The organism is uncultured Corynebacterium sp. (genome assembly GCF_902782855.1).
GTDB lineage: Bacteria > Actinomycetota > Actinomycetes > Mycobacteriales > Mycobacteriaceae > Corynebacterium.
Window position 1 is genome coordinate 1 of the sequence record NZ_CACZOO010000133.1, and the last position, 15,876, is coordinate 15,876.

General features: G+C 69.1%; 7 protein-coding genes. All 7 read left to right on the forward strand.

Annotated features, from left to right (window positions below):
• Positions 1–120: 120 nt before the first annotated feature.
• The 7 genes from QZV72_RS06010 to QZV72_RS06040 all read left to right on the forward strand — a co-directional run bounded on the left by QZV72_RS06010 (position 121) and on the right by QZV72_RS06040 (position 15,697).
• The gene (locus tag QZV72_RS06010; RefSeq protein WP_297006283.1) at positions 121–2,937 is read left to right on the forward strand and encodes an alpha/beta hydrolase-fold protein; all 2,817 of its coding nucleotides are present in this window, start codon (positions 121–123) and stop codon (positions 2,935–2,937) included.
• Between the two features lie 69 nt (positions 2,938–3,006).
• A complete protein-coding gene (locus QZV72_RS06015; RefSeq protein ID WP_297006285.1) occupies positions 3,007–3,957 on the forward strand; it encodes a cutinase family protein in 951 nt (316 codons plus the stop codon).
• Between the two features lie 101 nt (positions 3,958–4,058).
• Complete coding sequence (locus QZV72_RS06020) at positions 4,059–6,167, forward strand: alpha/beta hydrolase-fold protein (RefSeq protein WP_297006286.1); 2,109 nt, start codon at positions 4,059–4,061, stop codon at positions 6,165–6,167.
• Positions 6,168–6,283: 116 nt separating this feature from the next.
• Positions 6,284–8,155 carry a FadD32-like long-chain-fatty-acid--AMP ligase gene (locus QZV72_RS06025; protein ID WP_297006288.1) on the forward strand — a complete coding sequence of 624 codons (1,872 nt, stop codon included), beginning with the start codon at positions 6,284–6,286 and terminating at the stop codon, positions 8,153–8,155.
• A 149-nt stretch (positions 8,156–8,304) separates the two neighbouring features.
• Positions 8,305–13,320 (forward strand): polyketide synthase Pks13, encoded by a 5,016-nt coding sequence (gene pks13 / locus QZV72_RS06030; RefSeq protein WP_297006289.1) that lies wholly within the window; start codon positions 8,305–8,307, stop codon positions 13,318–13,320.
• A 16-nt stretch (positions 13,321–13,336) separates the two neighbouring features.
• The gene (locus QZV72_RS06035) at positions 13,337–14,944 is read left to right on the forward strand and encodes an acyl-CoA carboxylase subunit beta (RefSeq protein ID WP_297006293.1); all 1,608 of its coding nucleotides are present in this window, start codon (positions 13,337–13,339) and stop codon (positions 14,942–14,944) included.
• A gap of 294 nt (positions 14,945–15,238) precedes the next feature.
• The gene (locus QZV72_RS06040) at positions 15,239–15,697 is read left to right on the forward strand and encodes a hypothetical protein (RefSeq protein ID WP_297006291.1); all 459 of its coding nucleotides are present in this window, start codon (positions 15,239–15,241) and stop codon (positions 15,695–15,697) included.
• Positions 15,698–15,876 lie beyond the last annotated feature (179 nt).

Below are 15,876 nucleotides of genomic sequence, written 5' to 3' on the forward strand. Positions count from 1 at the left end.
ACATCTGTCACAGGATCGGTCTTCCGGGCCGGTGCCGTCATTTCTGAAAGAGTTCTCATGCGTTCTGCATTGCGCCGGCCCGGGCGCACCATGTCCCGTCGTGTCCCGAGGCCGGTTTTCGTGCTGCTCCTCACCCTGGTGCTCGCCGTGCCCGTTGCGGTCCCGGACGTCGTGGCGGACGAGGCCGACGTCGCGGGCACCGCCGACACTGCCGGCACCGCCGACACTGCCGGCACCGCCGACACTGCCGACACTGCCGACACCGGCGACACCGCCGCGAACGGAGTCCAGCGTCAGATCGAGACGCAGGAGACGCCGGTGGCGGAGGACGGCCCGGGAGTCCGGGCCCCGGAGAACTCCCCGTTGGCTTTCATGGACCCGGGTGATGCGCCGGACCGTGATGTCCTGCGCACCACGGTGCCGGACAACACCGGCCTGCCGGACGGTGTCACCGTGGACAAGGTCGAGTGGATCACCGAGCGCTGGGTGAAGCTCTACATCACCTCCCCGTCGAACCGTGGGAAGACCATGCAGGTCCAGATCCATCTCGCCCGCGACTGGTACACCGACCCCGACCGGACCTTCCCGTCACTCTGGCAGCTGGGCCCGCTGTACAGTCGTGAGGATGAGTCCGCCTGGTCGTACTCGACGGACGCCGTGAGTTTCTACTCGGACAAGAACGTCAATGTCGTCATGCCCATCGGGGGTGGCGGAACGTTCTACTCGGACTGGGTGAACGACGTCGACGGTAGGCCGATCAAGTGGGAGTCCTTCCTCATCGACGAGCTCATCCCGATTCTCAGCACCCGGTGGCGCACCAACGACAGGCGTGGCATCAACGGTCTGTCCATGGGCGGCACGAGTGCCGCCGTCCTTGCCGCCCGGCATCCGGACAAGTTCAACTTCATGGCGTCCTTCTCCGGCTACCTGGACACGACCTCACCGGGACTCCCGCAGTTGTTCGGCATGATCGACCGTCAGGCGGGCTACGAGGTCACCGACATGTGGGGTCCGTACTACTCCCAGAACTGGCGGGAACATGATCCGAAGCTGTTGGTCGGAGGCATGGGGAACATGGGCATCTACGTCTCCGCGGGCAACGGGAACACCGGTAGCCACGAACCGTCCGGCCCGATCCCGACCGTGCCGGCGGACCTCCAGTCCGCGACGATGGAGGCCATGGCCCGGGTCACCTCGCAGAGCTTCGTCAATGCGGCGAAGGTTTCCGGGGTGGACGTGACGACCCGGTGGCGTCCGAACGGTATCCACACCTGGCCGTACTGGACCCATGAGATGAAGGAGTCGTGGCCGATGGCGGCGGAGTACCTCGGTCTGTCCGAGAGCGACACCACCCCGGTGTGCGCATCCACCGGGAAGTTCGCGGAGGCGGTGGAGCGCTACCGGGGAAACCGTGACAACTACGATCTCGGAGACTGCATCAGTGAGGTCTACGCGATCCGGGACGGCGACACCGTCATCGGCACGGCACAGGACTACCGCAACGGCGTGGTCTACCTCAGGGGCGGCCGGCCCGGCGACGAGTGGGCAGGTGAGGACCGGGCCGTCGCCACCTGGGGACGCACCGGCGCGAAGTACCGTACGGAGGGCGGACCGGGCGGCTGGCTCGGCTGGCCGGTGGAGCCGGATTCCCGCGCGAAGAACGGCGGCGCGTGGGCCCAGTTCGACAACGGCTTCATCTACTGGTCCAGCGTGCAGAACGGTCGGGGGCCCGCCGCGATGCGGATGGACATCCGGACGCCGTGGAGTACGACCGGTAACGAGTACGGACCCTTCGGCTACCCTCTCCGTGACGAGGAGAACATCCCCGTCACGCACGACGGTCGGACGAGGACCGGCCAGATCCAGGAGTTCGAGAGCGGTGCCGCCGTCCGTCTGCCGGCCGGGACCGTGGGCGGGGCGGACACGACCGTCCGTCTGCTCGCCGGGGACATCGGCCAGCGCTACCTGGACCTGTCACAGGAGGAGCGCGACCAGCTCGGCTTCCCGACCGGGGACACCGGAACGATGTTCGACAATGTCGGCAGTTACGTGAACTTCGACCGGGGTGTCATCTACTCCACGATCTTCGGCACCTACGTCATCTACCACGGCCCGATCTTCACCCACTACCGTGACCAGGGTTTCGAAGGTGGCGACCTCGGTCGGTTGGTCGCGGACGAGGTCGTCAACGCCGACGGATCCCGGACCGCGGAGTTCGAGGGTGGCACGGTCACCGCAGACGGTCACGGCGTCGTCTCTGAAGGCGCCGGCGCCATCGCGCAGAAGTACGTGTCGCTCACCGCCGCGCAGAAGGAGCAGCTCGGCGAGGCCGGTTCCTCCGGCACCACGCCGAAATCACCGCAGGGCACAGCCGGTCGGTACCGGAACTACGACGGCGGCGTCATCTACAGCTCGTCGCTGGGCACCTACGTCATCATGCACGGCAAGGTGTGGGACGCCTATGCCGCGCAGGGGTTCGAGTCCGGTCAGCTCGGCTTCATCACCTCGGACTACCTCGGCACCGGGACCGGGACCTTCGAGGGCGGCACATTGGCCCTCGAGGGGGACGGGGAGGACGCCACCGTCGTCCAGACCGGCACCACCGCAGCCCTCGACGCGAGGTACGACGGTCTCTCCACGGAGCTTCAGGACGCCCTCGGCGCCGACCGGGGATCCGGCACCACCCCGAAGTCCCCGCAGGGGACCTCGGGTCGTTTCCGGAACTACGAGAACGGCGTGATCTACACGTCGGTTCTCGGCACCTACGTCATCACCCACGGCAAACTGTTCGCCAAGTACGCCGCGCTGGGGTATGAGTCCGGTGACCTGGGATTCATCAGGAGTGACTACACCGGTGCCCATGACGAGCCCGGTTCCGTGAGGTTCGAGGGCGGTACGCTGAGCATCAACGCCGCCGGGAGAGTCGCCGTCTCCTAGACGCCCCGCACACACCCGCTCCGCACGCCTCCCAGCGACCTGCCAGCCCGGGCGGGTAGCGTCGTGTCAATGAAGAAGACTCTCACCGTGCTCGGCGTCATCGTGCTGGTCATCATCCTCGTGGTCGGCATCGGCCAGTGGATGAACCGCAGCGACGGCAACGGTCCCGCCCCCACGACCGGTGCCGGGCCCATGCCCCCCTCCGGTGACCAGCCGGAGCACTGCCCGGCCTACGAGGTCATCGCCGCGCCCGGTACCTGGGAGTCCAACGCCGACGACAATCCTGTCCACCCCACGGCGAACCCGAACTCGCTGCTGCTCAACGTCACCGGCCCGCTGCAGGAGGCCTACGGCGGAGACGCCACCGCCGACGGTGCGGACGGCGGGGTGAAGGTCTGGACCCTTCCCTACGCCGCCCAGTTCCGCAACATCAACGCACTCGGTGAGATGAGTTACGACGATTCGCGCAACCAGGGCTACGACCGGGTCAGTGCGGAGATGGCGTCCACCTACGCCGAGTGTCCCGGCACCAGGTTCCTCCTCGTCGGTTTCAGTCAGGGCGCGGTGCTCACCGGTGACCTCGTCACCGAGATCGGCAACGGCAACGGCCCCGTCCCCGCCGCGAACGTCGCCGGGGTCTCGCTGATAGCCGACGGCCGCCGCGAGGACGGCAGGGGCATCCTCGTCGGATCCCCGGACGTCCGGGGCATCGGCGCGGAGATCGCCCTGAGCTCCGTGAACCTGCTGGTCCAGCCGATCGTGCCAGGGGCGTCGATGCGTGGTCCCCGCCCGCAGGACTTCGGTGCCCTCGGTGACCGGGTCAACCAGTTCTGCGATCCCGCTGACCTGGTGTGCAGCGCACCCCGTGACATCGGCAATGCCGTCCAGCGCGCCAATGATCTCATCGCGGCGAACGGCATTCACGCGCAGTACTCCACCAACGGCAACGTCGTCTCCGGGGAGACTGTGCCGCAGTGGATCGTCAACTGGGCGCGCGGCATCATCGATGCCGGGAAGTGACGGTGGGGAGCCCCCGACCCTCCTGAGCAGGCGTTTGACGGGGGTGAAAGTATCTCCCTGTTCGTTATTGACCGGGTCGGCGGGCTGGTACGTTCCGGGGGATGTACTCCGTCTGCAGTCATCACCGGCGTAGCGTCCCCGCCCGGGTCCTCACCGTGCCACTGGTCCTCGCCCTGGTTCTCGCGTCCGCCCCCGCAGGCGCCCAGGACTCCGTCGTGGGCGACGGCACCGCCGGTACGGGTGCCGCCGGAACCGTCACCGATGGCGGCACCCCGCGCGCCGAGACCGGCAACATCGCCCCGCCCGCGGCGTCCCCGCTGTCGGAACTGGACCCCGGCCCCGCCCCGGAGCGCGGCGTCCTCACCACGGAGATCGCCCCGGATGTCCCGGGCCTGCCCGAGGGCGTGGAGGTCACCAGGGTGGAGTGGCTGGACAGTCACTGGGCGAATGTGTCGGTGACCTCCCCGGCGATGGGCGGTGAGGTGCAGAAGGTGCAGATCCACCTCGCCCGTGACTGGTACAGTGACCCGACCCGTGAGTTCCCTTCCCTGTGGATGTTCGGTGGACTGTGGGGCAGCGACACCGAGAACGGCTGGTCGTACCGGAGCGACGCCGTGAAGTTCTTCGCCGACAAGAACGTCAACCTCGTTCTCCCCGTCGGTGGTTCCGGATCCTTCTACACGGACTGGCAACAGCCGGACAACGGACAGAACTATCAGTGGGAGACCTTCCTCACCCGGGAGTTTCCGCCGGTCCTGGCGCAGTGGCGCACCCGTGACGACCAGCGGGCCGTCGTCGGCCTGTCCATGGGGGCGACCGGTGCCGTGAATATCGCCACCCGTAACCCCGACATGTTCGACGCCGTCGGCTCCTTCTCCGGCTACCTCGACACCACGTCACCGGGGATGCCGCAGTTGTTCGACCAGACACTGGGGTCCGCCGGTTTCGACGCCACGAAGATGTGGGGTCCCTACTACTCCGCCGACTGGTTCGCGCACGACCCGAAGCTCGCCGCAGGGGCACTGCGGGGCAAGCTCGTCTATGTCTCGGCGGGCAACGGAAAGCCCGGTGCCCACAGTGACCCCGGCGAGCATCCGGAGATCATCGCCGACCACATGGAGGCGGGGTCCCGGGTGACCTCCCAGACCTTCGTCAACGCGGCGAAACTCGCCGGCGTGGATGTGGTCACCCGGTGGCGTCCGGACGGCACCCATGACTGGCCCTACTGGCAGCCCGAGCTGCACGAGATGTGGCCGATGATCGCGGAGAAGTGGGGTCTGGAGGATTCCGACGTCGCCGCGGAGTGCGTCGTCGAGGGGGCGTTCCTCGCCACTGTGGAGCGCCGCGGCGAGGAGTCGGTCGGTGACTGCACCGGCAACGCCTACGACGGGCCGGACGGTGGGCGGATCCAGGACTTCCGCAACGCGCGGCTGTTCCTGGCGGCCGGTTCGGACACCGCCTACGCCCAGTGGGGACGCACCGGCGCCCTCTACTCCTCGATGGGCGGGCCCGCCTCATGGCTCGGCTACCCGGTCTCGGAGGAGGAGGGCCTGTCGAAGGGCGTCTTCGTCCGTTACGAGCACGGGCGCATCCACTGGACGGGTGAGTACGGTGCCGTCGCGGTGAGGGACGACGTCATCGCGGCCTGGGCGCGGAAGAACTGGGAGCACGGTTTCGGCTACCCGGTCGCCGCGGAGAAGGACATCCGGGGGGCCGACGGGAAGGTGATCGGTCAGTCCCAGCGGTTCGAGAGGGGCACGATCATCCGGAACACGGCCTCGGGTGAGGTGTTCAGTGTGCAGGGGCTCATCGGGGACCGGTACCTGGAGCTCGGGGGGCCGGTGTCCGTCCTCGGGTTCCCGGTCCGTGACGAGGAGACGCTCGGTGATCCGCAGGGCGCCTACTCCGCCTTCGAGAACGGTCTGATGTACTACAGCGACAACTCCGGGACGCACCTCCTGCTCAACGGCCCGCTGCTGGAGGCGTGGAAGGACGCCGGGTACGAGCACGCCGACGGCCTCGGCTACCCGACCTCCGACGAGGTCGTCGGGGCCGACGGGTCCCGGTACTGCGATTTCGAGCGAGGCCGGATCACCGTCGACGCGGACGGGGTGGCCACCGTGACCCGCACCGCGTCGCCGGAGGATGCCGGGCAGACAGGCGGCACGGGTGGCACAGGTGATGCGACGGACGCTGCGGACGCCGCCTGAGGGGTGCGACGGGTGAACTGTCAGCGGCGTCCATAACAATTCGGGACCACGAACCGTTAAGGTTTCTGGGAGAAACCCGATCAGTTCCCGCGACCGACCCAATCACAGGAGACCACATGGACGTCAGCGCAGCGATGCAACAGTTCTACGACGAGAGGGGGAACATCAGCATCCCCGACCAGCTGACCCTCTCGGGCATGAACGAGATGCTCTTCGCGATGGCAGGCATGCAGGGCACCACGGATGACGTGCTCTTCCGGTTCCACGATTTCTCCTCCTCCCGGGAAGGGGAGGTCGTCGAGTGGACCCGCGCGCAGGTCAACACCAGGATCAAGGCGGTCAGCGTCCGCCTGAAGCAGGTCACCACCCCCGGTGACCGGGTCGCCATCCTGGCCAACAACAGCCCCGAGTACCTCATCGGCTTCATCGGTGCCCTCTACGCCGGCACCGTCCCCGTGCCGCTGTACGACCCCACCGAGCCGGGGCACGGCGCCCACCTCTCCGCCGTCCTCGCTTCCGCGACCCCGACCGTGGTGCTCACCAACCGGCACTCCGCGGCCGAGGTGCGTCGGCACTTCGCCGACCTGCCCGCCGGTGAGCGTCCCCGCATCCTCACCGTCGACGCGCTCCCGGACTCGCTCGCCGATGACTGGGAGAACCCGATGATGCTCTTCATGGAGCACCCGGAGCTCGCCCCGAAGGCCGGCGACCCCGCGTTCCTGCAGTACACCTCCGGGTCCACCCGTGCCCCGGCCGGGGTGGTCCTCACCCACCGCAACATCGTCACCAACGTGCTCCAGGTGTTCCAGGCCGGTCAGCTGCAGATGCCGATGCGCCTGGTCAACTGGCTGCCACTGCACCATGACATGGGTATCATCCTGGCGTCCTTCTGCCTGATCCTCGGCATCCCGCAGGACATCATGAGCCCGCGCGACTTCATCCAGGATCCGGGCCGTTGGGTTCGCCAGCTGTCCGAGAAAGGCACCGTCGGGGAGGACGCCGTCAACGTCTACGCCGCCGTGCCGAACTTCGCCCTGGAGCTCGCCGCACGCTACGCCAACCCCGCCGAGCGTGAGGACCTGGCCGATGTCGACCTCAGCCACGTCGAGGGTGTCATCAACGGCGCTGAGGCGGTTTCGCTGCAGTCCATCGACCGTTTCCAGGAGGTCTTCGGCCCCTACGGTTTCGTCCGCAGCGCCATGCGTCCCTCCTACGGCCTGGCCGAGGCGACCGTGTTCGTCTCCACCCCGCAGACCGAGAACCGCCCGCTGCTACGCGTCTTCGACCGCGGGGAGCTCGCCGCCGGCCGCGTCGTCGAGGTCGGGGAGGACACCCCCGACGCCCTGCCGATCGTCTCCGTCGGTGCCCCCGGTCCGAACGAGTCCGTCGTCATCGTCGACCCGGAGTCCGGCAGGGAGCTGCCGGCCGGTTCCGTCGGGGAGCTGTGGCTCCACGGCGACAATGTCGCCGCCGGCTACCTCGACCGTGACGAGGAGACCGTCGAGACTTTCCGCAACGAGCTGCCGGAGGCGAACAGGTTGGCGGAGAACTCCGCCGCGGCCGGCGCCCCGGAGGACAACTGGCTACGCACCGGCGACCTGGCCGCCGTCATCGACGGTGAGATCTACATCACGGGCCGTATCAAGGACCTCGTCGTCATCGCCGGCCGCAACCACTACCCGCAGGACATCGAGGCCACCGCCCAGGAGGCCACCGGTCAGATCCTGCGCGACGTCCTCGCCGCCTTCGCCGTCGACGGAGGGGCGGATGTCGAGGAACTCATCATCATCGCCGAGCGTGACCCGGAGGCTGACCCCGCCGGGGACGCGGACGCCGTCGCCGCGGTGCGTTCCGCGGTCACCGCCGTCCACGGTGTCCGGCCGACCGAGGTCCGCATCGTCGACCAGGGGACCATCCCGCGTTCCTCGGCGAACAAGATCGCCCGTCGGGTCGCCGCGAAGATGTGGTCGGAAGGCAGCTTCGCCTGAAACAGGTAGACTCTCTGACCGGCTGAATGTAGCGGTACAGCGGCCCCCGTCGTTTAAACCACGACGGTGGCCGCTTCAGATCGTTGCGCCCCCTACCATCCTGCATGAACCGCATGTAACACCTTCCAGAAAGGCGACGCTCCCGCTCTATGTCGATCACGCCTGCAAGTGCCCCCACCACCGTCCCCGAGATGCGTGCCTGGTTGCACGACTGGGTGGCCAGGACCACGGGTCTGGACGCCGCGGAGATCACCGACGACCGCTCCATGGAGGAGTTCGGCCTGTCCAGCCGCGACGTCGTCGTGCTGTCCGGTGACCTCGAACGACTCACGGGCGCCAGCCTCGACGCCACCGTCGCCTATGAACACAACACGATCGGCGCCCTGGCGTCCCACGTCATGTCACAGCTGCGGGGAGGCGCCCCGGACATCGGCATGAGCTGGAATGACGGCACCGGAACCGGCACCGGCACCGCAGTCACGCAGGACCCCGCCGACCGGCAGATCGCCGTCGTCGGCATGGCGGCCCGCTACCCGGGGGCGGAGTCCGTCACAGACATGTGGAAGCTCTTCGAGCAGGGGCGCAGCGGTGTCGGCGAGCTGCCCGAGGGCCGCTGGAGTGAGTTCGACGGCGACCCGGAGATGGTCCGCCGGATGGCGGACGCCCAGCTCACCGGCGGGTACCTGGCGGACATCGCATCCTTCGACAACGAGTTCTTCGGGCTCTCCCCGGTCGAGGCCGCGAACATGGACCCCCAGCAGCGCATCCTGCTGCAGTTGACCTGGGAGGCCCTCGAGGACGCGCACATCCCCGCCAACGCTCTGCGCGGTTCCCGCACCGGCGTGTTCATCGGCACCACGAACAACGACTACGGCATGCTCATCGCCGCCGACCCGACCGCGGCCCACCCCTACGCGCTGACCGGCAACTCCACCGCCGTCATCGCCAACCGCATCTCCTACGCCTTCGACTTCCGCGGCCCCTCCGTCGCCATGGACACCGCGTGCTCCTCCTCACTCGTCGCCGTGCATGACGCCGTCGCCGCGCTGCGCACCGGTGAGGCGACTGTCGCCGTCGCCGGTGGTGTGAACATCCTCGCCAACCCCTTCGGTACCGTCGCCTTCTCGGAGCTGGGCGTCCTCAGCCCGACCGGCGGTATCCGCGCCTTCTCGGAGGACGCCGACGGCATCGTCCGCTCCGACGGGGCCGGCGTCCTCATCCTCAAGCGGCTGTCGGACGCCCGCCGTGACGGTGACGACGTGCTCGCCGTCATCGCCGGATCCGCGGTGAACCAGGACGGCCGGTCCAACGGACTGACCGCCCCGAACCCGGAGGCCCAGGTCGCGGTGCTGCAGCAGGCGTACGCAGACGCCCGCGTCGACCCCGCCACCGTCGACTACGTCGAGGCGCACGGCACCGGGACCATCCTCGGTGACCCGATCGAGGCAGGCGCGCTCGGGCGCGTCCTCGGGCGGGGGCGCGGGAGCGCCGACCCTCTGCTGCTCGGTTCGGCGAAGACGAACTTCGGGCACACCGAGGCGGCCGCGGGGGTCGCCGGCATCATCAAGGTCGTCGAGTCGATGCGGCACGGCGTGCTGCCGCAGTCGTTGAACTTCACCGGACCGAACCCCTACATCGACTTCGACCGCGACCACCTGGAGGTTGTCGAGGACCCGCGTGAGTGGCCCGAGTACTCCGGCCACCCTGTCGCCGGTGTCTCCGGTTTCGGCTTCGGCGGAACGAATGCCCACGTCGTCGTCGTCGACCCGGCCGGCGCAGCCCCGGCATCCCCCGGTGAGCGTGCCGAGGAGCAGTGGCGGGCGGATCGCCCGGCCGTCTTCGACCGGACGGTCACCCAGCTGGTCGAGAACGACCGGGGTGAGAAGTCCGGGACCGTCGTCCCACAGCTCCTGCCGGTGTCCGGACTGCTGCCGTCGCGACGCCGCACCGCCGCCGGTGACCTCGCCGCCTGGCTGGGGGAGAACAACGCCGCCGGGAAGACCGACCTCGCCCTGCTGGCGGACACCGCCCGCACCCTGGGACGCCGGAACCACGGTCGGTCCCGTGGCATCGTCGTCGCCCACGATGTCGCCGAGGCGACCGCGGGTCTGGAGCGCCTCGCGGCCGGGAAGAAGGGCGCCGGTATCGCCGTCGCCGACAGTCCCGACCGTGAGGGCACGGTGTGGGTCTACTCCGGCTACGGATCCCAGCACCGGAAGATGGGCAAGGAGCTCAGCGCACTGTCGCCCCTGTTCGCCGCGAGGATCCGCGAGATCGCCGAGGTCGTCCGTGCCGAATCCGGCTGGGACCTCGTCGACCTCATCGCCGATGACGCGAAGAACTTCGACCTGGAGTCCGCCCAGGTCGGCATCACCGCGATCCAGATCGCGCTCACCGACCTCATGAGGGCGCTCGGGGCACGCCCGGCGGCCGTCGTCGGCCAGTCGATGGGCGAGATCGCCGCAGCCTACGCCGTCGGCGGCCTGTCCATGGCGGACGCCGTGCGCATCGCCTGCCACCGCGCCCGCCTCATGGGGGAGGGGGAGCGGCTGCTGCCCGGGGACAGGCTCGGCGCGATGGCCGTGGTGGATCTCGGCGTCGATGAACTGGAGCAGTTCAAGACCGACCACCCGGAGTTCGCCGCCATCGAACCGGCGGTCTACGCAGCACCCGGCATGACCACGGTCGGTGGCCCGGACCAGCCCGTCACCGACCTTGTCGCCCACTTCGAGGCCGAGGGACGTTTCGCCCGGAAGATGAAGGTCAAGGGTGCCGGCCACACCAGCATGCTCGACCCGATCCTCGGGGAGCTGTACGCCGAGATCTGCGACATCACCGCCCGCCCGATCCACACCCCGCTGTACTCCACCGTCGACAAGGGTGTCATCTACCGTCCAGGGGACACCCCGCATGACGCGGACTATTTCGTGCGTTGCACCCGCAGGCCGGTGTGGTTCGAGACCGCCACCGCAGCCCAGTTCGAGGCGGGGTTCCGGACTTTCGTGGAGTTCTCCCCGAACCCGGTCGCCCTCATGCCGATGATGAACACCGCATTCGCGAACAACGCCGGCGAGTCCTCGCTGATGTTCCTGCTCAAGCGTAAGGAGCCCAGCGCAGACACCCTGCTGGCCACCGTCGCGGAACTCTACGTCCGTGGTGCGGACATCGACTTCACCGGAGTGACCGGCGGTGCCGGCTACGTGGCGGTGCCGGGTGTGCACTGGAACCTGCACCACCACTGGACCGAGGCCAGGCCCGGCGGTGGCGCGGTTCGCGGCATGCCGGGGGTGAGGGTCACCCTGCCGGACGGTCGGACCGCCTTCTCCGTCCCGCTCTCCGAGGTCACCTCGGTGGCGGCACTGGCGGAGGCCGCGGTCGCTGCGGTGCCCCGTGTGGCGGACGGCGCCCGGGTCACCGCCACCGAGAGCTACGGTGCCCTGACCGGTGACCCCGGTGACGAGGTCACCACGGTCATCCAGCGCACCCTCGGTGGGCTGACCGTGCACATGTACACCGTGACCGCCGACGGGGTGTCCACCCTGGTCGGTGAGGCCTTCGCCCCGGCCACCGGCGCGCCCGCCGCGGGTGCCACCTCCGCGGCGGCCCGGGTGGAGACGACGTCGGCCGCCGCTCCGGCCGTGTCCACCGGTGCCGCGGCCACCTCCCTCCCGACCGTCGACACCGACGCCGTGCGCTGGGACCCGGCGTCCGGCCAGTCCGTCGCCGACCGACTGAGGTCCATCGTCTCGGAGTCCATGGGCTACGAGGTCGACGACCTGCCCGGTGAGCTGCCGCTCATCGACCTGGGTCTCGACTCCCTGATGGGCATGCGGATCAAGAACCGTGTCGAGTACGATTTCGACCTGCCGCCGCTGAACGTCCAGGAGCTGCGTGACGGCTCCGTGGACTCCGTCATCGCCATGGTCGAGGCGCAGGTCGCCGCGAAGGACGACGGTGAGGCGGAAGCTGCCGTGACCGCCACGGCCGGGGCCCCGGTCGACGCGCCGACCGGGGCACCCTCCCCGACGGCGGACACGGCGGACACGGCGGACACCACGGCGGACACCACGGCGGACACTGAACCCCAGGGCGTCGGCGTCGCCCCACGCGACGCCGCCGAACGCATGGTCTTCGGCACCTGGGCTTCGCTCACCGGCGTCGCCCCCGCGGGCGTCACCAGTCCACTGAACAGTATCGACGAGGAGACCGCGGCCCGGATCGCCGACCGGATCAACGAGCGCTCCGGCTCGGCGATCACCGCGTCCCAGGTGCTGGACGCCGACACCGTTGAACCACTGTCCGACATCGCCCGGCAGTTCCTGGAGACCGAGGTCGAGGGCAACATCCGCGTCCTGCGGGACCGCCCGGAGGGCTCGCGCCGACCGGCCGTGTTCATGTTCCACCCGGCAGGCGGATCTTCCGTCGTCTACGAACCGCTGACCCGGCGACTTCCGTCCGATGTGCCGGTCTACGGCGTCGAGCGTCTCGAAGGCACCCTCGACGAGCGTGCCGACGCCTACGTCGCCGACATCATCCGCCTGTCCGAGGGGCTGCCGGTCGTGCTCGGCGGCTGGAGCTTCGGCGGCGCCCTGGCCTACGAGGTCGCCCACCGGTTGGAGAGGACGGACGTCACCGTCGGCCATCTGGAACTTCTCGACCTCGTCCAGCCGCTGCACCCCGCCCCGGACACCCGTGAGGAGATGCACGCCCGCTGGGACCGCTACTCCGCGTTCGCGAAGAAGACCTACGGTATCGACCTGCCCGTCCCGCACGACCTGCTCGATGAGCAGGGTGAGGAGGCGCTCATCGGAATGATGACGATGTTCCTGGCGAACACCGACGCCTCCGCCCACGGTCTGGCCGCCGGTGTGCTGGAGCACCAGCGCGCCAGCTTCGTCGACACCCGCATCCTCAACACCCTCGACTTCCACCGGTGGGCGGACGTCACCGCCCCGGTGACGCTCTACAAGTCCGAGGGCATGCACGCGGGCGCGATCGAGCTGGAGCCGAGCTTCGCGGAGATCGCGCCGGACGGCGGCTGGGGCGGCATCGTCGACGACCTGGAGATCGTCCAGCTCGCCGGCGACCACCTCGGCGTCCCCGATGAGCCGGCGATCGGCATCGTCGGGTCCCGTATCGTCGAGCATCTGGACGCGCTGGGCTAGCGTGGGAGACGTGAGTATGACTGAGAACCCGGCAGAGAACCGGCCGGCGGAACCTGCGGACCGCTACGCGCCCGGGTCCGGACGCTCCACCGCGGAGAAGTTGGCCGACTTGCGGCGCCGCACCGAGGAATCCCTCGACCCGGGCAGTGAACGTGCCCGGGCCAAGCGTGACGCCGCCGGCCACACCACCCCGCGCCAGCGCATCGACGAGCTGCTCGACCCCGGCTCCTTCACCGAGATCGGTGCCCTGGCCCGCACCCCCGGCGACGACGAGGCACCCTACGGTGACGGCGTCGTGACCGGCTACGGCCGGGTGAACGGCCGCCCCGTGGCGGTGTACGCGCACGACAAGACCGTCTTCGGTGGCTCGGTCGGAGAAACCTTCGGCAACAAGGTCTGCGAGGTCATGGACTTCGCGACCCGTATCGGCTGCCCCGTCGTCGGTATCAACGACTCCGGCGGAGCCCGTATCCAGGACGCCGTGATGAGTCTGGCGATGTACTCCGAGATCTCCCGGCGGCAGTTGCCGCTGTCCGGCCAGTCGCCGCAGATCTCCGTGCTCCTCGGCAACTGCGCCGGCGGTGCGGTGTACGCCCCGGCGACGACCGACTTCCTCATCGGTGTCGAGGAGCAGACCACCATGTTCGTCACCGGTCCGGCGATCATCGAGTCGGTCACCGGTGAGAAGATCAGCATGCAGGAGCTCGGCGGCGCCCGGATCCAGGCGGAGCGTGGCAATCTCAGTTACGTCGCCCCTGACGAGGAGGACGCCTTCGCCTACGTCCGTGACCTTCTCGACCACCTGCCGTCGTCCGCGTTCGAGCCGACCCCGAGGTTCTGGGCGCCCGGCGACGAGGTACTGCCCACCGATACCGAACTGCTCGACATCGTGCCGGACGATCCGAATGCCGGGTACGACATGACCGACGTCCTCACCCGCATCTTCGACGACGAGCACTTTCTTGAGGTGCTGCCGGACTTCGGGCCGAACATCATCACCGGTTTCGCCCGCGTCGACGGTCGGTCGGTCGGTGTGGTCGCCAACCAGCCGATGCAGCTCGCGGGTTGTCTCGACGCGGACGCCGCGGACAAGGCCACCCGGTTCATCCGCATCTGTGACGCCTACGGCATCCCCCTGGTCTTCGTCGTGGACACCCCCGGCTACCTGCCGGGTGCGGACCAGGAGAAGGTCGGGCTGATCCACCGTGGCGCCAAGCTCGGCTTCGCGATGGTGGAGTCGACGGTGCCGAAGGTGACCGTGGTGGTCCGTAAGGCCTTCGGCGGCGGGTACGCCGTGATGGGGTCGAAGAACCTCGGTGCGGACATGAACTTCGCCTGGCCGACGGCGCAGATCGCGGTCATGGGCGCCGAGGGGGCCGCAGTGATGATCCAGGGGCGCCAGCTCGCCGCGCTGCCGGAGGAGCAGCGTCCGGCGGCGAAGAAGATGTTCATGGACTTCTACAACGCGAACATGACCAGCCCCTACGTCGCCGCCGAGCGCGGCTACGTGGACGCGATCATCGACCCGGCGCAGACCAGGCTCCGCATCCGGCAGTCGCTGCGGATGCTGGCGGACAAGCGGGTGCCTGACGTGCCGAAGAAGCATACGATCATGCCGCTGTAGCGCTGTTCTGGCAGGGACACGCAGGTTTCTGCGGCGTCCGGCAGATGACGGTGTGACTCCGGTGCAGACCCCGGTGGGGTGCGGGGGTGGCCACCCGGGTCGGATCAGGGGTGGCAGGGTGGCTCTTCTCCCAGGTGGGGTCGGGGAGTGTCCGGCCAGGGTACACAGACCGTGGCGGGGGTGCAGGTCCTGGTCTAACGTGAGCGGCGGATGTCAGCATCCGGATCTGACGCCCCTCACCCCTGCCCCTCTGACACACGTCTCTTCTCCTACCACGCAAGGACGGTCCACCACATGTCCCGATCCATCATCTCCTCCCGCATCGCGTCCCGTGCCGGTGTCGCCGCGCTGTCCGTCGCCACCGCCGTCGCCCTGGCTGTGCCGGTCGCCTCCGCCGACGAGGCGGACTCCACCGGTTCCGCCGACCTCCCGTCCACCTCCACCGGCTCCGCCAGCCTCTCCTCCGGCTCCGCCGGGGACACCCCGGAGACCCCCGGCACCGATGCCCCCGACACCGATGCCCCCGGCACCGAGGGCTCCGACGCCTCCGCCATCGTCAGCTCCGTGGCCGGCACCGACTGGGTGAAGCTGTTCAAGGTCCTCGCTGCACTCTCCACCGGTGCCGTCAGCAGCTCCACCCTGGCGGACGCGGCCGAGCTCTCCGCTGACTCCGGCATCGGGCTCGACGACGTCATCGGCTCCGTCTCCGGCGCCGTGGCAGGTAGCTCCGACGGGGGCACCACCGCCGAGTAGTCGGCCGCCGGCCCCGGTCGGCTGCCGCGTGGTCTTCACGACACCGCCCGTGCACTGACGAAGCCCGGCACCCTCCGACCTGGAGGGTGCCGGGCTCAGATGTGCCGGTGGCCGCCGGTGACCGCCGGGTTGTGGGGACGGGCACGGGCTGTACCGGGGGCCCGGAGAGCCCGCTAGTG